The 19,840-nt window shown below is 60.7% G+C and carries 12 protein-coding genes; 7 read left to right on the forward strand and 5 right to left on the reverse strand.

Going from position 1 to position 19,840, the window contains the following annotated elements; genetic code table 11:
* The first annotated feature begins 181 nt into the window (after positions 1–181).
* From ACVWY9_RS07420 to carA, 6 genes are all read left to right on the forward strand, one after another.
* Positions 182–778, forward strand: a complete 597-nt coding sequence (locus ACVWY9_RS07420) for a response regulator (protein ID WP_414350377.1) — start codon at positions 182–184, stop codon at positions 776–778.
* Positions 779–919: 141 nt separating this feature from the next.
* Entirely contained in the window at positions 920–8,404 is a 7,485-nt protein-coding gene (gene hpsA / locus ACVWY9_RS07425; RefSeq protein WP_457387948.1) for a hormogonium polysaccharide biosynthesis protein HpsA, read from the forward strand.
* 63 nt (positions 8,405–8,467) lie between these two features.
* On the forward strand, positions 8,468–9,220 hold the full coding sequence (locus tag ACVWY9_RS07430) for a prepilin-type N-terminal cleavage/methylation domain-containing protein (RefSeq protein WP_457387949.1): 753 nt from the start codon (positions 8,468–8,470) through the stop codon (positions 9,218–9,220).
* Between the two features lie 50 nt (positions 9,221–9,270).
* Positions 9,271–10,353, forward strand: coding sequence for a PulJ/GspJ family protein (locus ACVWY9_RS07435; RefSeq protein WP_457387950.1), 1,083 nt, complete (start codon positions 9,271–9,273; stop codon positions 10,351–10,353).
* Positions 10,354–10,393: 40 nt separating this feature from the next.
* Positions 10,394–11,254 (forward strand): pilus assembly FimT family protein, encoded by an 861-nt coding sequence (locus ACVWY9_RS07440; protein ID WP_457387951.1) that lies wholly within the window; start codon positions 10,394–10,396, stop codon positions 11,252–11,254.
* A 96-nt stretch (positions 11,255–11,350) separates the two neighbouring features.
* Entirely contained in the window at positions 11,351–12,529 is a 1,179-nt protein-coding gene (gene carA, locus ACVWY9_RS07445) for a glutamine-hydrolyzing carbamoyl-phosphate synthase small subunit (protein ID WP_457387952.1), read from the forward strand.
* Between the two features lie 2 nt (positions 12,530–12,531).
* Here the strand turns inward: carA and ACVWY9_RS07450 are convergent, their stop codons facing one another.
* The 5 genes from ACVWY9_RS07450 to ACVWY9_RS07470 form a co-directional block, all read right to left on the reverse strand.
* Positions 12,532–14,064 carry a UDP-N-acetylmuramoyl-L-alanyl-D-glutamate--2,6-diaminopimelate ligase gene (locus ACVWY9_RS07450; protein WP_457387953.1) on the reverse strand — a complete coding sequence of 511 codons (1,533 nt, stop codon included), beginning with the start codon at positions 14,062–14,064 and terminating at the stop codon, positions 12,532–12,534.
* A gap of 60 nt (positions 14,065–14,124) precedes the next feature.
* Positions 14,125–15,888 carry an ABC transporter ATP-binding protein gene (locus ACVWY9_RS07455; RefSeq protein ID WP_457387954.1) on the reverse strand — a complete coding sequence of 588 codons (1,764 nt, stop codon included), beginning with the start codon at positions 15,886–15,888 and terminating at the stop codon, positions 14,125–14,127.
* 59 nt (positions 15,889–15,947) lie between these two features.
* On the reverse strand, positions 15,948–17,126 hold the full coding sequence (locus tag ACVWY9_RS07460; protein WP_414329119.1) for a 1-deoxy-D-xylulose-5-phosphate reductoisomerase: 1,179 nt from the start codon (positions 17,124–17,126) through the stop codon (positions 15,948–15,950).
* A gap of 251 nt (positions 17,127–17,377) precedes the next feature.
* On the reverse strand, positions 17,378–17,671 hold the full coding sequence (locus tag ACVWY9_RS07465; RefSeq protein WP_457387955.1) for a hypothetical protein: 294 nt from the start codon (positions 17,669–17,671) through the stop codon (positions 17,378–17,380).
* Complete coding sequence (locus ACVWY9_RS07470) at positions 17,668–18,291, reverse strand: ParA family protein (protein ID WP_041436401.1); 624 nt, start codon at positions 18,289–18,291, stop codon at positions 17,668–17,670. Before ACVWY9_RS07470 ends, ACVWY9_RS07465 begins: the two co-directional genes overlap by 4 nt.
* Before the next feature lie 194 nt (positions 18,292–18,485).
* Between ACVWY9_RS07470 and ACVWY9_RS07475 the strand changes: the two genes are divergently transcribed.
* The gene (locus tag ACVWY9_RS07475; RefSeq protein WP_011432858.1) at positions 18,486–19,772 is read left to right on the forward strand and encodes a trypsin-like serine protease; all 1,287 of its coding nucleotides are present in this window, start codon (positions 18,486–18,488) and stop codon (positions 19,770–19,772) included.
* Positions 19,773–19,840 lie beyond the last annotated feature (68 nt).

Below are 19,840 nucleotides of genomic sequence, written 5' to 3' on the forward strand. Positions count from 1 at the left end.
GCCCAGGGACTCTGGGGAACGGAAACAGCCTGCCAAGTCGTTCTGTCGGGGGTCTATGACCTAGATAAGTGGCGTGGGGCAGGAATGCCTAACCGCGAGGTTAGGAAGCCCGCGCTGTACCCGTAGGGTCAGCGTCGGGAGGATGTCACAACCAGCACCCCCTCGGCTGGGATCCCCTGCCATGACTTCCCCTGTCCGCGTTCTCATTGCCGACGATCATCCCCTCTTTCGGTTGGGGCTGAAGTTTGCCCTGCAAGCCCAAGGATTTGAGGTGGTGGCCGAAGCCGAGACGGGATCCCAGGCCGTCCACCATTGTCGCAGTTGCCCCATCGACGTAGCCATTTTGGATGTGCGCATGCCGGATGGGGATGGGATCGCCGCCTGCCAGCAAATCACCGAGCTGGGCCTGCCGGTGGTGGTGGTGATGATGACCACCTTTCAGGAGCCGGGTCTGATTGAGGCAGCCCGCCGCGCCGGGGCCAAAGGCTACCTTTCCAAAGAGACCGACCCGGCGGAATTGGCCCGCGTCATCCGTCAGATTTTGTCCAACCCCGAACGAGACTGGCTGCCTGCCCGACAGGAGCTGCCCAAGCTCACCCCCCGCGAGCTGTGTGTGCTGCAACTGATGAGCGAGGGCTTGGCCAACAAACAGATTGCCCGCCGTTTGGGCCTGAGCATCGAAACCGTCAAAGAATACGCCAGCACCGCCTACCGCAAGCTGGATGCTAGCGACCGTGTCACCGCCCTGCTCAAGGCGCAGCAACTGGGGATCTTGTGAATTGGAGAAAGGGCTTGGGGATTCCCCCCAGAGGTGGGGATTTGCGGCGGCCATGATCACCGCCATACTGTTGCTAGCTTGGCATCTTGACAAGGGATCCCCTGGGTGCCGCCTTCCCCTTCACGTTGTCCGAGATACGGTATGTCTGCTCCTTCCACGCTGCTGCTCAAGCTCACCCTGCGCTTGCTCGCCTCTTTGAAAGCACGGGTGGATCGGCGCAAGATTCGCGAGCGGGGCTTCGTCCTGCCGGTGGCTGTTTTGATCGTGCTGGTCTTGAGCTTGGTGACGGTAGGGCTGCTGACCCGCTCTACCCAGCGCACCATCCAAACCCAGGTGGAACGGGCGGAGCTGACCATCAGCCGGCAACTGAATGCTGCCATCGACCGGGCCAGGGCCAAGATTGACAACCTGATTCGGGATCGCCGCCTGCCCAACAGCGCTCCCACCGATGCCCAATTTACCTCTGCCCTGACCAACGATGGCACGGCGGTGCCTGCAGAGCCCTCGGATCCCTATACCCTTCCCGATGAGCGGCGCTTCCTGTTGAGGTACTCTGCCCGTGTTCCGGATCCTCAGAATCCGAGCCAGGGAATTGAAGTGCAGCGGCAAGCCCCAGCCTGGTGGTTCTTGGTGGATACCGATAACAATGGCCTCAATGACTCTGTAACAGTTTATACCATCCTCCACGCCCGTCGCGCTCCGGTAGAGGGCCAATCTGGATTGCAGGGTTTTGAGGAAAACATCAGCGATACCGAGCGGGCGCGGCGACTGGTGATGCGCGGCGGGCCTCTTCAAGGATCCGCCCTGGCAGGGTGTAACGATTCCCCTGTCAACCAAACCGCCAACCCCAACGTGGGGGACTGGTTCCAGGTGGGCTCATCTTTGCAAAAGCCCTTTCAGGTCTATGCAGTTACTCTTCCCATTGAGGGGGCCGACTCCACCACCCGCGCCGTTTCGGCTTTGCAATTTCAGCAAGATCGGCGGCGGGATCTGCTGAACAAGTGGGGGGTTTTCAACCGCGGCGACGTGGAGTATTTCTTTACACCCGGCTACAACTGGAACGGCGCCATCTACGCAGGCGGTAGCCTTTTCTTCCGGTACACTGCCAACAACTTGTTCCGGGCTTTCACCATCAGCTCGGAGCAGTCCTGCTTCTACATGCCGCCGGAAAACTCGGAAATTACAGCCTATGGAGAGCTGGTGGCAGGGGCCATCGGCTATGCCGGGCAGGATGCAAGCGACACCCTAATTTTTGATGCCCACCCCGGCGTGGCGGATGTGCCGCCAAGTACGCCCCTTCCCCGCCTGAATAACCTCAATTTCGATTCGGTTCAAAACACCGCAGCTCCTGAGATGGTAGCTCTGGATCCGCTGGAGCTACAGCTTTTTGGTCGCATTCGTACCCGCGGAACCTACGCCCAGGATCCAGCGGGATGGGCAGATTCTCCTCTCAACGCCCAAAAGAGGGAGAACCCTGGCCGGATTAAAGCTGGCGGCTTTCGGTCCGCTGCCGACCAGACCTGCCCGCCCTACGTGGACGATGTGTATCGGGCCGACAACCGCTTTGGCCCCAAGGCCAGCTATGACCGTCCACCGGTCAGCCCTGATCCGGCAAGGGGCTGCGATGTGGACACCTTTGCTCAGAGGTTTGGTGTCAGTGCTGGTGCTCCGATCCCTGGGGATGCTCAGAACAACCAGAGGGAATCTCTAACGCAAGACAACCCACCCCCAGGCGCCCTTTCCGAGGTGGGCTTGGATGGCTATTGGGAGCGGCGGGCCCGTGTGGAAGGTCTGCGGGTGATCGTGGGCCAGCGGCTGGAGCTGACTCGCACAGATTCTTTGCCTTTGCCTTTGGTGCCCACCGGGGATCCCAACGATCCCACCAAGCTGCAGGCCATTTTCATCAGCAACGAGGCGCGGCAACGGCTAACCCTGCGAGATAACCCAGCGGCAGTGCAGGCCACGGCCGTTTACCACTACAGCCATGAGCAGGGGCGCTTTCCCATTGCCTGCTTGGCCACGGTGGCTCACCCCGGCACTCCCTGGAGCTTGCAGCGGGCTTCTACGTTTCCCGCGGGTGACCAGAGCAACCAACTGGGTATCAACTTCTTTACCGGCGAGGGCACCAACGTTTGGGAATATGACCCAACCCCGATGCAGGCTCGGCTAGCTCCGGGCACCCCCTTGTGGACGGCCCTCACCAACCTGGCCAATTTTGCCGGCGATCCCGACGGGGCCTACCCACCTAAGCAAGAGCCGGGCCGCATTCATCCGGATCCGTTTATTACGGCCTTTGGCAACTTCTCGGAGCTGCGGCGGGCGATTGATCTGGTCAACCGAGGCACCTCTGTTGACCAACTGAGCCTAGCCGACCAAACCACGCTGCAAACGGCAGGCTGCATGCTGGGCATGCTGGCCGACAACATCCTGCGCATTCGGGATGCCGCCAATGATGCCAGCAAGCCTGATCCCACAGCTCAAATCCTTTGGAACGACATCCAAGCCAGCCGAGCTGGGGACCGAGAAGCAGCCAACCGGTTTTATCTGCCGCTGCGCTACATTTTCCCTCTGCAGACCTTCCACCACAGTGTGCCTCCCAACCCCGACGATGACCTTGAAAATGAGCGGAGGCAGGCCTACCCCTTCCTACAGGGGCCAGTAACCTATCAAGCCGTGGTGGACCTGGAATCCATGAGGCTGAGGCCCCAGCCTAAGATCAACGCCTGGACCTTGCCCAATGCTCGTTTAGAGGAATGCCCCAGAAGCCCAGTACTTGGCAACCACCCCAACAGCAACCGATTTGAGTTAATTCGGATTGGCGACCAGTGCTACCGCGTGCCCTTCAAAGATTCCGTCTTTTACGATGGCCGCGAGGCAATGGCGGTGCGGGCCCTCAACATCGACCTGGCCCTGCTGACCAACAACGTCAACGGACAGGCCAGGGGGTTGATTAACGGGGACACTTGGCTGCCTGCCGGCATTGGCGAGAACCGAGAAGGGGGGATTTTCTACGCCTTCCGGGAAGATGCCGTGCGGGAAGATGCCATTGCCCGCCCACCCTTGGGCACTTTTGATAGCTACCTGACCAACTGGCGCAACAGAAATGCCAGCGGCACTTTGGGCAGCGCCGGCGTTATGAACGCTGGTCAGCCAGGTCGCGACACGGCGAATGGTCAAACGGTCTGGGATCCCCCTGTTTCCAATCCAGGTGGACTCAGCCCCAAACCGGTGGACTACTATGCCGATCCGGATCGGCGGCCCTACGGCTTCCGGCTGCGCAACGGGGCGGTGCTGGCCCGCGGCGGGTTCAACCCTGATGACGCGATTTTTGGCCTCTCCTTCGTTTCCGACAACCCCGTTTACATCCAAGGGGACTTTAACCTGCACCAGACGAGGAACGGGCAGCGGCTGGAGGAGTTCACAACTCTTCTTAACTTCGGAGCAGATGGCCTCTACAGCAACTTCTACGGGCGGCTGCGGGCCAATGAAGATCGGCGCTTTGCCCGGGCGGCGCAGGATCTCTGGCGGCCGAGCGACGTGTTGGGCGACTCGGTGAACATCCTCTCTGCCGATTTCTGCGATGGCAGCATCGACGACGGCTTTGTGCAGGATGCTACGCTCAACGGCGGCGGCAGCAGCTTTGTGGCTGACCGGAACTACCAGGGCAGCCCACAACGAGCCTCGGCTCCTCGCCGCAACGAACACTACGGCTGCAGCGGGCCAAACCTAGGAGCCAACACTTCTTTCCTCAACCAAGCGCTGGTGATCCGAGGCAACAACTGGCCGGCTCCGGATCCCAACAGAGATGGTGCTGGTGTCCTCCGCTTCGACAACACCAACGGGGCGCAGAATTTGGGCAACCACGTGCGGCGGCCAGGCTGGCCGGAGGTCTTCGCCCGCGACACCATCTTTGCCCGTCGCGACAGTGCCGACCCGAGCTCAAATAACGCTGACAGGACAGCAGGGCTTGGCGTGCCAGAAGTGCGGCTCTTGCGCGCACCCGATGTGGGCTATGCCAACTTTGGCACCCGCATTTCGGCTTTGGGCAACCCGGTGCTGGATACCTCCCGCTGGCTGCTGATAGCTTCCCTCCAGCCTTGCCGACCGCCTGAAATAGAAGGAGGCGGTGGCCTGTTGGCCGAGTACTACAACGGCTGGATAACCAGCCCGCAGAACCAGTACAACCGCGACACAGGGTTTGGGGACACCGGAGCCATAGGCCCCCTGCCTTCGAGCGCTCAAGAGGCCAACCTGCCCTACCTGCGGGCAGTGCGCTGGCCGGATCCAACCTACCCTGTTCAAGATTGGCAGATTGGCTCCTTCATGAGGGAGGAGGCTCAGGGAGGGCCAACCTGCAACACCTCAGGCGGCTGGAGCAGCCCACCCGGCTCGCGATGGGCCTGTATTCGCGATGCTTTAAAAACCGATGGTTCCGGTATTTCCGGCTGGGATCCCCCTAGAAATCCACCTGGAAAAGGCTTTGCCTTCTGGGAAGACGGTGGCCATCCCGATCTCCCGCCTTGGGGTGGGTTCTACTACCTGTTTGCCAACCAGAACTACCTGAACACCAACTCCCCCTTCCTCTGGCCCTTTGGCTGGGACGGCTGGCCTTTGTGGAATACTCAACCCAACTTTCCCAAGGCTGACTTTTTGTGGATGCCAAGATGCAGTGAGCCGGATATGAATCCGCCTCAACTTCCCGCTGATGCTCCAGACATAGACAGGGGCAACATAGGCTTCTGGCGCTCCTGCTGGCGGCGCAGAGACGGATCATGGGGAAGTGGCAACAACCTCGGCAACGACTTTTTCGTGGTGCGCTGGGTAGGGGAGCTGTATCCCCGTTGGCCGGGTGTTGCCACCTACAACCTCAACACCGACGATGGGGGCCGACTCATCATTCGCAGGAACCCCAACTACACTCTTAACCCAGATGAGGAAGAGCCAGCTTTTAGAGGCTTCTATCGCAATGCGGGCACTCGTCTAGAAGAGCTGTCGGAGGATGAGGCTGTTGGTGTCGAAGCCTGGTGGGATGGCGCCGATAACCGTGTGAGTTTCCGGCTGGAGCTGCAGTGCGTTACCGACTACACTCGGCCTTCTCCCTACTTGGTGGAGATCCAAACCTACGAGAACATGGGCAATGCCTTCGTCCGCTTTACAACCCAGGGAGATGGGCAGCCGCTGGAAAACTATGACCTTCGCTACCTGAAGCCGCTGAAGCCGGTCAACCAACCTTGCCAGCCGGATCAGACTAAACCTCTGGCACCCAACCAGCAGTACTGCGCAGAACCCCTCAATTGCGATCCCATCTGGACAGACTGGACTCCTGCATGTAAAACCAACATCTGTCAGCAAACCACTATTAAACAAACCAGAACTGCCACCTTGCCTGCCGGTTGCCCTGGCACTCCGCCGTCGGAAACTCGGACGATCACCTGCTACCCTCAGTACAACTACGGGCCTTGGTCAGGTTGGACGCCTCAGTGTACCCCGGAGCAGCAGTGCAACAAAACCACCATTACCCAAACCCGCAGCCGCACGGTAACGCCGCTCTGTACCAGCCAAAGCCCCTTTGTCGAAACTGAACGCCAAACCATCACCTGCCAGCCTCCAGGTGCTAGCTGCACCTACACAGACTGGACTCCTGAGTGTACGGTGGCCAACGGCGGCCTGGAGGTGACTCAAACCCGCACCGAGACCTGCACGTCGAAGTGCGGAACTACCACCAGGACAGAAACTCAGAAGATCACCTGCAAGCAAACTTGCAACTACAACTGGGGCCCTTGGTCACCGGCCAGTTGCGATGAGGTCATCAACCAGATCGCCTGCGGCACAACCAAAACCTTTACCCAAACCCGGACGGGCACCCTCATCGCCAACACCAGCAGCCCCACCTGCTCGCCCACCACAACGGGGACAAAAAGTTTGACCTGTCAAGGGCGTCCCTGCGGGCCCAGCACTTTTGCCCCAGAAACTCCTTCCAAGAGCCCCTTGGGCGAGTGGATGGCAGCCAAGCCCAACACGGTGGATCTGCGCCCCGTCTGGGAAATCCAAGCGGATCCGGAGCCGGAGACCATCAGCGTGAATACGGTGGCCGCGGCTCCTGCCGAGGGCGTAACCATTGCTCTGCAGCCGCAGCTTTCGCCGGTGCTGGAGGTGAAAGCCGGGGTGCCCAAGCCGCCCAAGTGGCCCAACCCTGCCGAGGCTCTGCAGGCGGCCTTCAATTGGATGTTTGGCGAACCGGCCTATGCTGCCCGCGAGGGCTTGGTGAGAGGTGGCGTTCTCTCCGAGATCGTTTCTCAACCCAACCGCGAGCCCGGCATCCGCCCGGCTATCAAGGGAGAGGCTCTAGAAGGCTCGTTTACGAAGGGGAGCGAAGACTGGGCCAGAAGGCTGAGGCGCGAATTACTCAAGGAAGATCTGACGGTGGGCTGCCCCTCGGAGGAGGAAGGCCCAGATTCCAAAGGCGGCTTCTGGGTGCCGGGGGTATTTCGCCCCAACTTCAACACCACCTTCAAGTACACCGCCTACACCGGTGACAGCCGCCCCAGCACGTTGCGCATCAAAGACTGGAACGGAGACGGCCAACTGAACTTCTGGGACAAAAACGGCAACGGCGTTCGCAACGCCGACGAGCCTTGGGATGTACTGGATCGGGATCCGCTGTTTGCGGAGAAGGATCCTGCCAATCCCAATAAACTGCTGGTTCAGCCCCAGATGGCGTTGAACCCCTATGCTTGGGTAAACAAAGGTGACACTCAGAACTACTCCCCAAGCTCCAGCTATCTTGGCGGCTACTACATTGACACCAAGGGGAGCGAAGATATCCGCAATGGCCTGTGCTTCTACGTCAGGGTGGACTCGGGCACCAAGAGGGTTCAAATCCAGATTGATCGCAACGGTTCCACAATGACCGACAGCGACTTCACCAACGACACCGCCGCTTTTGCTTGGGTGGATGTGGAGCCGTTCACCCTGGACCTGAACAAGACTCCCACTGGCTTTGCCGGCGAAAACCCGGTGCTGGGGGTAATCCTGGATGAGGTGACCCGTCGGCCCATTCCCATTCCCCGCTTCCAAGAGCTGGCTTCAACCAATGTGAACCAGCGCCGCCGCAACGACGATGGCAGCCAAAACCGGCAGCTGCAGCCGGCCAGGGAAACGCGGGTGAATGCCATTGCCATCAGCGGCACCCTGCCCTCGCGGCTAGACCAAACTGCCGGCGGCATGCACAACTTCCTGCGCCTCAACGAGCTGTGGAGAAATACCAACCTCTTCTTCAGCGGCTCGATGATCCAGCTCAACTACAGCACCTATGCCACCGGCCCCTTCCTGCAGCAGAGCTTTGAGCCGCCCAACTTGGTTACGGGCTCGGCCCTCACGCGCGGCTACGACTACTACTTCCCGCCCAATCGCCGCTTCGGCTACGATGTGGGCCTGCAAATTGCCCGTCGTCCCAGCGCGGTGTCGGCTCGCTTCCAATTCCCCTCCAATGCCCGCACTGAGTTCTTGCGGGAGTTGGATCCTCAGGATCCGTATGTGCGGCGGCTGCGCTGCGGGCTGCAAGCTCAGCCAGATGTGCCCCTGCAGGCGGCTGCTCGGATTGGAGGCTGCAACGAATTCAACTGATATTGACTTCCCATGCCAGGGGTAGATTCGAGGTAGGAGCAGAGTGGGCTAAGGGAGGGATCGATGAGCAAAGGACGGCTTTGGCGGCAACAAGAAACAGGGGGCTTTACCCTCATTGAGGTCTTGGCGTCGGTGGTCATTGTGGCTTTGGCCATGGCTGCCCTTGCTCCTGCCCTTACCTTGATCGCCTACCGGCGGGCCATGACGGAGCGGATAGAAGTGGCCAATCAACTGGCCCGGGCTGAGGTGGATCGCATCCGCACCCTGGTTGACCTGGAGCTGGCCGCCAACCCAGCTGCTTTCCAGAACCCGGCTCAGTTGGATCGTCTGCCCAGGATTGGAGCAATCCCCTTGGCCAATACCCCGCCTCCTGCTGATATGGACAACCCCGGCCCCAACTACTCCATTCGTTTGGCTGAAGTTCAGGTGCCGGGGCGAAACCCCGAGGTCTATGTCATCCAAACCTTTCGGGATAGGGGCGGGGAATGCATCGACCGACGTAGCAGAACCATCATTGCAGGGGTTCCCTGCAGCTTTATGATGGGAGTCAGGGTCTACCATCGCTTTTCCTTTGACCCAAACACTCGGCAAGCTCTTCCTGGCCTGCGCGCTGAGACGGTCTCCGCCAATCAGAACTTGGCCAATGCCGATGTGTGGCTCTTTCCCATGGCCAGCTCGATTGTAGAAGTCAACCTGGCCGCCAATTTGGGGGATGTTTGCCGCGCCGTTTTGGCCGATGTTCAAGCCAGGGGTGGAACACCGACCAACAACTGCAATGCCTTCCCGCTGCCCAGCCCAAGCCCTACCTCGCTTTGAAGCGACGGGTAAGCTCCTCCTGCAGGCTCACAAAAAGGTGGTGTTTTCCTATGTTCAAGGTTTTTCGCCACAGGGTTTACCAGAGTGCGGGGTTTACCCTCATTGAGCTGTTGGTCTCACTGCTGGTTGCCTTCATCTTTCTCCTGGCCACCGCGATGATTGTCATCGAGACGATGCGGCTGGATCGGGAAGAGACGGGCCGCACCCAGGTGCAGGCGGAGCTGACCCAAGCCATGCAGTTTATCCAGCAGGATCTGGCAGAGGCGCTTTACATCTACAACGATGCGGAACAGCCCAACGGAGACGGAACGCCAGATCTCATCCAAAGGCTTTACACTCCTGGATGGATTCGCCGCCCCGATGGGGCCATTCCAGTGGTCGCCTTTTGGAAGCTGAATCCGATCCCGCAGAGGTGCTACGCAGGCAACCCTACTCTGCAGGATATCCGAAGGGGCCAAGCAACTTTGAAGGAGAGACCTAGAGACATTTCTGTAGCTGACTGGGACAACATCCGCAACCGCCGCAACATCTATACCTTGGTTGTGTACTACTTGCGACGTAACTACAACAACGCCGGTAACCCAGACGGCAGCACCCCCTGGGAGGGCAATGCGCGCATTGCTAGGTTTGAGTTGCAACCTTTTGATGACGAATGCACTCGGCGCAGCTCGTTTTTCAGAGAGGATCCAGATCCTTTCCAGGCTGGCTTTCTGGCTTGGCCTCGCAATCCAGATGGTCAAACTCCCATTGCCACCAGCTCAGCAGGCCCTCGTCTTGTAACTCTGGTCTCCAATATCTTTAGCAGCCGGCAGGGCAGCCCGCAGGTTGCCCCCCCTTGCCCAGAAGGCTACGCCTTGGGAGGGGGCCTGCCCAATGGAGTCACTTTCTCAGGCTTGGGAGTCAATCAAAACGACGTGGGCTTCCATGTTTGCGTCCGGCGCAGCGCCGCCGCCAGCCTTCCCCAAGATGTGATTGTTACCATCACGGCAACGGCTATGGAGCGAGCCAATCCCGGCCTGTTCCGGCGCTACATTCAAGATGCGACGAGTGTCGATGCGGAACAGGTGTCGCGGTACTTGACGGCGATGCAAACTCAAGTTTTGGCCCGTGGTGTGTTCAATCGTCAAGCCTAGTCAAGCCTATGTGACTTATTCGGAGGGGGGATTCCTACCTATGTTGGCCTCGATGAGCAGATTCAGACGGACTGCACCTGCCCAGACAAGGGGCTTTACGCTGATAGAAGTCTTGGCGGTTATTGTCATCATCGGCATCTTGGCTGTGCTGGCCGTTCCCTCTGGGATCAACATCTGGGCCCGGATCCAGCTTGATGATGCGCAAAACAAGGTGGAGCGGGCCTTACGCACTGCTCGCACCAATGCCAGGGCTTCTCTCCTGGGCCGAGCTTGGGTGGTTGGGGTGGACAATTCGGAGCCGAATGTACCGACTCTGGTTATTCAAGATGAGCAGGGCCTTTGCGATGAACCCACCCCCTGTCAGCGGGTGCGCCTGAATAATTTTGTAACCGTCAACAGTATCTTCCCTGGTGAAGTGACATCCACTTTAATTGCCATACCAGAGCGGTCAACTTTAATTGCCATACCAGAGCGGTCAGTGGAGGTTATGCGGTCAGTGGAGGTTGAGGTTATAGAGAACGCCCCCACCTTCGCCAACGGGGGGGCAGTTTTTGAATCCGATGGCCGCGCCCGTCAACTGGATCGCTTTGTGGTCAGCAGCCCTGATGAAGTGACATCCACTTTAATTGCCATACCAGAGCGGTCAACTTTAATTGCCATACCAGAGCGGTCAGTGGAGGTTATGCAGTCAGTGGAGGTTGAGGTTATAGAGAACGCCCCCACCTTCGCCAACGGGGGGGCAGTTTTTGAATCCGATGGCCGCGCCCGTCAACTGGGTCGCTTTGTGGTCAGCAGCACCTACTCTCAGGGGGAAAACCGCTGTGTGGTGGTAAGCACCTTAATCGGTACCATTCGCAAGGACAACAACCCTGAGTGTGGCAGCGTGGTAGAGGGAGAATAGTTGGGGTAGGATGGTCGGACTGCCGCCCTCACCCCCGGCCCCTCTCCCAAAGGGAGAGGAGGGTTTGGGGGGCTGGTAATGCTGTAGGTTCCTTCTATGCTCACGGCTTCCCCACCGCTTGTTTTTCCCTGGCAAACTCGTCAGCCGGCTCTCTTGGTGCTGGCGGATGGCACTTCCTTTGCCGGTTGGTCTTTTGGGGCGCCGGGCACGGCGGTGGGCGAGGTGGTGTTCAACACAGGCATGACCGGCTACCAGGAGGTGATCACCGACCCTAGCTACCGGGGGCAGATGGTTACCTTCACCTGTCCGGAGCTGGGAAACACCGGAGTCAATGAGCTGGACGAAGAATCGGCTCGGCCCCAAGTCGCGGGGATCATCGCCCGCAATGTATCGCGCTTGGCCAGCTCCTGGCGGGCTACTTCCACCCTCCCCGAATACCTGCAACGATATGGGATCCCGGCCATTGCTGGGGTAGATACGCGGGCTTTGGCACGGCGGCTGCGCTCCCAGGGGGTGATGAACGGGGCCCTTTCCACGGAGACTTTGGATCCCCAGGTTTTGTTGGAGCGGGTGCGCCAGGCTCCTTCCATGCAGGGGTTGAGCTTGGTGGCGGAAGTCACTACTCCTCAACCCTACGAGTGGCTGGAGCCTACGCCTGCCGATTGGGACTATGGGCGCAGCCAAGGGATCCCGATCCCGGAGCCGCCCCTGCGGGTGGTGGCCCTGGATTTTGGCATCAAACGCAACATCTTGCGCCGCCTCACCCGCTACGGCTGTCGCGTCATGGTGTTGCCGGCCAATGCCAGCCCGGAGCAGATTTTGAGTTACAACCCCGATGGGATCTTCCTCTCCAATGGGCCAGGGGATCCGGCGGCAGAGACCACGGCCATCCGCACCACGCAAGCGCTGCTGCAAACCGGGAAGCCCCTATTTGGGATCTGCCTGGGCCATCAGATTCTCAGTTTGGCCCTAGGGGGATCCACCTACAAGCTCAAGTTTGGCCACCGCGGCCTCAACCACCCTTGCGGGTTGGAGAAGCAAGTGGAGATCACCAGCCAGAACCACGGATTTGCGGTGGATGCCGCTTCGATCCCCGCCGATGGGGTGGTAATCACCTACCTCAACTTGAATGACCGTACCGTGGCCGGGATCCGCCACCGTCACCTGCCCCTGTTTTCTGTGCAGTATCACCCGGAGGCCAGCCCCGGCCCCCACGACGCCGATCACCTCTTCCGCGAGTTCGTGGAGCTGATGCTGCAGCACCGCTCCCGTTAGCCTCACCCCCGGCTTTTTTCCCTCAGGGCCAGGGCGGCGCGGGCTTCTTCCCGGTCGTCGAAGTGAATCTTCTCGGTGCCCAGGATCTGGTAGTCCTCGTGGCCTTTGCCGGCAATCACCACCGTATCGCCCGGCTGGGCCTCTAGGATGGCCAGGCGGATGGCTTGGCGCCGATCCACCTCCACCGCCCAGGGGGATCCAGGGATCCCGGCCAGAATATCCCGTAGGATCTGCTGGGGATCTTCGGTGCGGGGGTTGTCGGAGGTAACGATCACCTGATCGGCCCAGGTGGCGGCAATGCGGCCCATCTGCGGTCGTTTGCCCCGATCCCGATCCCCCCCACAGCCAAAGACACAGATAAGCTGACCTTGCACCTGGGAGCGCAGGGCCTTGAGCAGGTTTTCCAGCCCGTCGGGGGTGTGGGCATAGTCCACAATCACCGCGATATCCTGCCCCGGCAGGGTCACCCGCTCCATCCGCCCCGGTACGCCCGGAAAGTGGGGCAGGGCCGACTGGATGATCTCGACAGGGATCCCCAAGTGCAGGGCTACCCCCACCGCCGCCAGCAGGTTGGCCAGGTTGAAGGATCCCACCAGGGGGGCTGCCACGGCAAAGGCGCCAGAGGGGGTGTGGAGCGTCGCCTGTAAGCCGCTGGGGTGCAATTGAACGTTGCTGGGCCAGAGGCCGGGGATCCCCTGCAGGGGCTGCAGCGAGTAGGCCCAGGGCTGCAGATCGGGCCGAATGGCTTGCAAGAGCCGCCGTCCCCCAGCATCGTCGGCGTTGATCACCGCCCGCCCTTGGAGATACTCCTGTCGGAAGAGGGTGGCCTTGGCCTGCCAGTAGTTCTCCATGCTGCCGTGGAAATCCAGGTGATCCTGGGTAAGGTTGGTCCAGACGGCAGCGGCAAAGGAACATCCCCACACCCGATCTTGAGCGAGAGCATGGGAGCTCACCTCCATCACCGCCACCTCCGCCCCGGCTCTCTGGGCTTCCCTGAGGCTGCGCTGCAGTTCAGGCGGAAAAAGGGTGGTGTGGGAGGCCACTTCGCTATAGCCAGGCCAGCGGTTGTACAGAGTGCCCAGCAAAGCCGCGGAGCGGCCGGCAGCTTGCACCAAATGTTCGATTAAGTGGGTGGTGGTGGTTTTGCCATTGGTGCCCGTCACCCCCACCAAGGTCAGTTGGCGGGCGGGAAACCCATAGAAAGCTGCCGCCACCTGGGCCACGGCCCTGTTCAGGCTGGCGCGAGGCAAAACCAGGACGGGCTGACTTCCCCATCCAGCCTCTCCGCTGACGCTCTCCCACGCCTCCTGGGAGATCAGGGCGGCCACTGCCCCTGCCGCCAGGGCTTGGGCCACGAAGCTACCTCCATCCACGCGGGATCCCGGCATCCCCAAGAAGAGATCCCCCGGCTGTACCTGGCGAGAGTCGGCACAGAGGCCCCAGACCTGCACCCCCTCCAGGGATCCCTGGGCCAATTGAGGCTGGATCCCAGCTTGGTGGAGCAATTTGGACAAAGTGATCCCAGCAGTTTCCATCGTTGCCACTCCCCACAGCTTTGCCGGTTAGGGTAGCGGCCAGGGATTGCCGCCGTCAAATTAGGCCAGGGCTTCCTCCAGCTTTTGCTTGGCCCACAGAGAAGCGTAGAGGCCCTTCTCGTCCGCCAGCAATTCGGCATGGGATCCCTTCTGCACAAGGCGGCCCTGGTCCATCACCCAAATCTGATCGGCCTCCACCGCAGCCGTAAGGCGATGGGTGATGAAGATCACCGTTTTCTGGGCCGTGACCCGACGCAGATGGCGAAGAATGGCCTGAGCCGTCTGATTGTCCACGCTGGAGAGAGAGTCATCCAGGATCAAGATGGGAGCATCCACCAGTAAAGCCCGAGCCAAGGCCACCCGCTGTCGCTGGCCACCGGAGAGGGTAATGCCCCGCTCTCCCACCAGAGTGTCGTAGCCCTTGGGAAAGTTGAGGATCTCGGCGTGGATGTGGGCGGCTTTGGCAGCCCATTCCACCTCCCAATCTTCGGCATCCGGCTTGCCGTAGCGAATGTTATCCCGGACCGTGGCGCTGAACAGGAAGCTCTCCTGGGGCACATAGGCAATGGCCCGGCGCAGGGATCCCAGTTGAATCTGGGTGATATCCTGCCCATCCAAAAACAGTTGCCCCGGCTGGATCTCCAGCAGCCGAAGAAGGGCATTGGCCAGAGTGGACTTGCCCGCCCCAATCGGCCCCACCACCGCCACCATCTGGCCCGGTTCTATGCAAAAGTGCAAATCCTCTAGAGCCGGAGCTGCCGCAGGGCCGGCGAAGGCAAACGCGAGACCTCTGGCCTCGAGGCGACCCTGCACCCTCTCCAGAGACAACGGCAAAGCGCCTGGGGCGTCTCGGATGGTGGGTTCTACCCCCAACAGAGCATCGATCCGCTCCAAGCTGACCTGCCCCCGCTGGTAGGCCGTGATGGTGAAGCCCAGCAGGGCGGTGGGAAATACCAACCGTTCCACGTAGAGGGTGAGGGCCGAAAAATCCCCGATGGTCAGCGTCCCTGCCGCAATCTGCGCCCCCCCCACCGCCAGCAGTAGCAACAAACTGAGGCTGACCAGCGCCACCAAAGAAGGGAAAAGCAAGTTGCGAGTGAGGGCCAAGCGCAAATTGGCCTGCAGCAGCCGCTGGTTCTGGCGGCGAAACTCCCGCTGCTCGTGCTGTTCCTGGCTGTACACCTTGATCAGGGCAATGCCGTTCAGGTCCTCTTGAATGAGATCGCTCAGATCCGCCAACTCCTGCTGCACCTGGAGCTGCTCCTGCTGCAGGCGGTTGCTGCTCAACTTCACCAGCACCAACATCACCGGAAACACCGACAGCGCCAAGGTGCTCAGACGGGGCTCGATGCCAAACATGGCGGGCAAGGTGGTGGCATAGGCAAAGATCGTGTTGGCCAAATTGAGTAGGGCGAACCCCAACAGGCGGCGGATGTTTTCCACATCGCTGGTGATGCAGGTGAGAATGTCCCCGATGGTCTGCTGGGCAAAGTAGGAAGGCTGCAGGGTGAGCAAATGCTCGAAGATGGCTTGCTTGAGGTGAAACTCCACCTGCCGTCCCACCCCAAACATCCACACCCGCGAGGCAATGCGAATGCCCATCATCAGGCTGGAGACGACCAGCACCGTCAAGGCGTAAAGGGCAATGCGCCGGTCCGACAAAGTGGCCAGGTTCTGGCTCAGGTCATCGATGACCAGCTTGACGTACCAGGGCAGGAACACCCCCAGGCCATTGACCAAGAGCAGGGATCCAATGCCCAACCCCACCTGTCGTCGATAGGGGCGCAGATAATGGGCCAATTGTCGGAGATGGGATCCGGTCACTCACTTGCTCCCTGCATCCTCTTCCACTCTAGCGTTCAGCCGGATCCCCCCGGTAGGGATCAGACCAGAACCTGAGCCGGGGCTTGCTGGGCCAGTTGCGCCGTTTCCCGCCGTGCCCAGGCATCTGCCTGCAAAATGTCCTCCAGGCTGGGATCGGCAATGACTTGATGCCGCTCACAAACCCGCTCCAAGAGACGGGGAATATCCAAAAAACGGATGCGCTCCTGCAAGAACAGGGCCACCGCCGCTTCGTTGGCCGCATTCAACACTGCCGGCAGCGTTCCCCCCCTCCGTCCAGCGGCATAGGCCAACTCCATGCAGGGGTACTTGCGGTGATCCGGAGCCTTAAAGGTGAGGGATCCCAGCTTGACCAAATCGAGGGGATCCCAGGGGGTGGCCAGGCGTTCCGGCCAACTGAGGCCGTAGAGGATGGGCAGGTGCATGTCCGGCCAGCCCAACTGGGCCAGAACCGAGGTATCGGCCAGCTCGATCAGGGAGTGGACAATGCTCTGCGGGTGGATGAGGATGTCGATGTGGTCGTAGTCCAGGCCGAAGAGCCAGTGGGCCTCGATCACCTCCAGGCCCTTGTTCATTAGGGTAGCCGAGTCGATGGTGATTTTGCGCCCCATCACCCAATTGGGATGCTTGAGGGCATCGGCCAGAGTGACCTGATCCAATTTTTCGGCAGGCCAATCCCGAAAGGCGCCACCCGAGGCAGTCAACAGGATTCTTCGCAGGGATCCCGCGGGCACCCCCTGTAAACACTGGAAAATGGCCGAATGCTCAGAGTCGACGGGGATCAGGTTCACCCCGTACTGCCGCACCAAGGGCAGCACCACCGGCCCCCCTGCCACCAGGGTTTCTTTGTTGGCCAGGGCAATGTCTTTGCCGGCACGGATGGCCGCCAGGGTTGGCAACAAACCGGCGCAGCCGACGATCCCCGTCACCACCCGCTGGGCCGCCGGGTGAGCCGCCACCTGACACAGCCCCTCCGTTCCGGCCACCAACTCCGGCAGCGGTCGGATCCCCGTCAGCAGCGACCGCAGCTCCGGCAGCAGCTCCTCCCGGCCAATGGCAACCATCTGGGGCCGAAACCGCCGCACCTGCTCGGCCAAGAGGGCAACGTTGCTGTAGCTGGTCAGGCCAACAACCTGAAAACGCTCTGGATACTGGGCCACCAAGTCCAGAGTTTGGGTGCCAATCGAGCCGGTGGAGCCGAGCAAGGTGATGGCTTGCATAAAGGATCCCTTTACCCCTGAAAGAGCGTGACGTCCTCCCAACGCAGACTTCCCCTCGCGCAACTTGCCCAAGGACTCCGTCCCGCTATTGCGAACGGCCCCACCTCGCGTTCGGGGATCCCTGCCTCACGCCCCTTCATCTTATTCCTATCTGGCTCTCAACTGGAATCTGTGTGCTCCCTCCGATCCCCGACAGCGGGATCCTATGCGGCTGTGGGGTCCGCGATGCCCCCCTTCCCCAGATTTTGGTTTCAAACCTTTCCCGACTGAGAACGCAGCCACTGGCTGAGCAGCGTCTCGACTAACTCTGAGAGATCTTGATCCGACTCCAACAGAAGGCGCTTCACGGTTCGGTGGGTCTCTTTGGGGATGTAGGCCGTCAATTTGACGTACTCAGAGCTGTTGGGCTTGGCGCCTGCTTCCGGTTGCTCGAGGGTCGGCTTGGGTTCTGGAATCTTGTAGGCTTGGGCGCTCAGCTTTTTCGGGGCGGGTCGGGCCGGGATCCCCTCTGGCTGCCGGTCGAGAAGGCGCTCAAACTTGCTCATGACGAGATTTCCTCCCCCACAGCAACGTAGTCTGACCAAGCTTGTTTGGCTCTCGGCTCTGGGATCTCGTGAACACAGACCCCCTCCAGAGCAGCCCGTTGAAAAGCCACCGTGCGGCGAATGGAATGGTGGCAGAGAGGAATCCCGACTTGCTTGAGAAAGTTGCGGGCCTCCGCTCCATCTCGGTTGGGCCAGGGGGGAACCAGCGTCAGCAAGACCTTGTAGTGCTTTGCCCCCAACCGGTCTAGGGCCTTGGCGGTCAGCATCAAGGCATCTAGAGCCAAGGCATCCGGGGAACAGGGCAAAAGCAGCAGATCACACCGCTGCGCCAGAGCGTGTAACTGTTCCGGGGTGGGACGGGCAGGGGTGTCGATCACCGTGTGCTGAAAGCCTGTGGGCGTGGGAGTGGTGGGATCCCCGGCCAATACCTTGATAGGAAAGGATGATCCCCGTTCTGCCCAGCGAGAGGCCGAGCGATTGGGATCGGCGTCGATCAACAGGGCCATCCCCGACCCACCCGCAGGAGCTGCCCCTTGTTTTTGCTGAAGGTAGAGGGCCAAATGCACCGCTGTGGTGGTTTTGCCCACGCCCCCTTTGAACCCCAAGACCGCGATATTCATCTGCCACACACCCTCCCACCCTGGTTTTACTGCCCAGGTGCACGGGCGGCAAGAGGCAAAAGTGGGCATTGGGGTCTTGGGGCAACTCGGGAGAGCCGGCCGCGGGGAGAAGTTCTCCCGGTTGCGCAATCTTTAGGCTTCGCCGGTAGGATATCCTTGGCTGGCATAACCGGCTGGCTTTGGAGAATCTGACCATGCCTCATCTCTCGCGATCCCATTCCTCCTTGGGCTTGGCTCGCTCTTGGTCTATTCCGCTGGGGTTGTGTCTGGCCCTGAGCATAAGCGCCTGTGGCGGCGGGGGTTCCAGTCGCCCGCTTCCCCCAGTCTCAGCTCCTCCCACAGGACGAATTGAGGGATCCCATTTCGACGATCTCAACGGCAATGGGCTGCGGGATCCGGGGGAGCCGGGGCTGCCGGGCATCGCCACCTTTTTGGACTTAAACGGCAATGGCCGCCTCGACCCGGGGGAGCCCAGCACCGTCAGCGATGCCAGCGGTAACTTTCGCTTCTCCAACTTGCCCCCTGGCACCTACCGCGTCACTGCCCTTTTGCCCCCGGGGCGAGTGTTCACCACGCCGCGCTCAGGCTTGGGGCTGGAGCGGATTGTGGGCGGCAGTCCTGCTCCCGAAGGGGCCTTTCCCTGGATGGTGGCTTTGCTGAGGGCGGCTGAGCCGGATCCCTCTCGAGCGCAGTTTTGCGGGGGATCTCTAATTGCCCCGGAGTGGGTGCTCACCGCTGCCCATTGTTTTTTCAACGATCAAGGCCAGCAGGATGTGAATGCACGCAACCTGGATCTGTTGTTGGGAACCACCCGTCTGCAATTGGGCGCTGGCCAGCGAATTCGCGCCGCGCAAATTGTCCTCAACCCCGGCTACAACCCCCAGGTGGGGAAACTTGGGGGGAACGACATTGCCCTGGTGCGCCTCTCTCGGCCAGTGGCCCTGCCTACCCTGCCGCTGGTGCAGCCCAACCAAACCAACCTGACGGCCCCTGGCACTGCCGCCACCATCCTCGGCTGGGGAGCCACCTTCCCCAGCGCCCCGGATCAAGAACCCAGCGGCTTTCCCCGAGATTTGCAGCAGGCCACCGTTCCCATCGTCTCCAATGCGGTGTGCAATGCGCCCCAATCCTACAATGGCACCATTTTAGATACCATGCTCTGCGCCGGCTTTCCTCAGGGGGGAGTCGATACGTGTCAGGGCGATAGTGGTGGGCCTTTGATTGTGTCCAGCGGCAGGGGTTTTGCCCTGGCCGGGATCACCAGTTTTGGCAGAGGCTGCGCCCAGCCCAATTTCTATGGGGTGTATACGCGGGTGTCTAGCTTCGCCGGTTTTGTGCAATCGGTAATCGGCAGTGCCCCCAGCCCAACTCCAGCACCACCCTCCCCTCCACCCCCCACCGGGACAACTGCTTCATTCGTTGTCAATTTGAGGGAAGGTGAGGTGGTTGCGGGGCTCAACTTTGGCAGCCGGGCGCAGTGAACACGAACTGTGGCAGCAAGCAGTGGTGTGGCGATCGTTTAGCTAGGCCGCCGTTCGCGCTAGCGGGA

It is taken from the genome of Thermostichus sp. OS-CIW-31 (assembly GCF_054060305.1).

Bases quoted from the DNA above. Each gene is read 5' to 3' on its own strand.
- ACVWY9_RS07430 (WP_457387949.1), top strand. From the start codon at position 8,468: ATGAGCAAAGGACGGCTTTGGCGGCAACAAGAAACAGGGGGCTTTACC.
- hpsA (WP_457387948.1), top strand. From the start codon at position 920: ATGTCTGCTCCTTCCACGCTGCTGCTCAAGCTCACCCTGCGCTTGCTC.
- ACVWY9_RS07440 (WP_457387951.1), top strand. From the start codon at position 10,394: ATGTTGGCCTCGATGAGCAGATTCAGACGGACTGCACCTGCCCAGACA.
- ACVWY9_RS07435 (WP_457387950.1), top strand. From the start codon at position 9,271: ATGTTCAAGGTTTTTCGCCACAGGGTTTACCAGAGTGCGGGGTTTACC.
- ACVWY9_RS07465 (WP_457387955.1), bottom strand. From the start codon at position 17,671: ATGAGCAAGTTTGAGCGCCTTCTCGACCGGCAGCCAGAGGGGATCCCG.
- ACVWY9_RS07460 (WP_414329119.1), bottom strand. From the start codon at position 17,126: ATGCAAGCCATCACCTTGCTCGGCTCCACCGGCTCGATTGGCACCCAA.
- carA (WP_457387952.1), top strand. From the start codon at position 11,351: ATGCTCACGGCTTCCCCACCGCTTGTTTTTCCCTGGCAAACTCGTCAG.
- ACVWY9_RS07475 (WP_011432858.1), top strand. From the start codon at position 18,486: ATGCCTCATCTCTCGCGATCCCATTCCTCCTTGGGCTTGGCTCGCTCT.
- ACVWY9_RS07450 (WP_457387953.1), bottom strand. From the start codon at position 14,064: ATGGAAACTGCTGGGATCACTTTGTCCAAATTGCTCCACCAAGCTGGG.
- ACVWY9_RS07420 (WP_414350377.1), top strand. From the start codon at position 182: ATGACTTCCCCTGTCCGCGTTCTCATTGCCGACGATCATCCCCTCTTT.
- ACVWY9_RS07470 (WP_041436401.1), bottom strand. From the start codon at position 18,291: ATGAATATCGCGGTCTTGGGGTTCAAAGGGGGCGTGGGCAAAACCACC.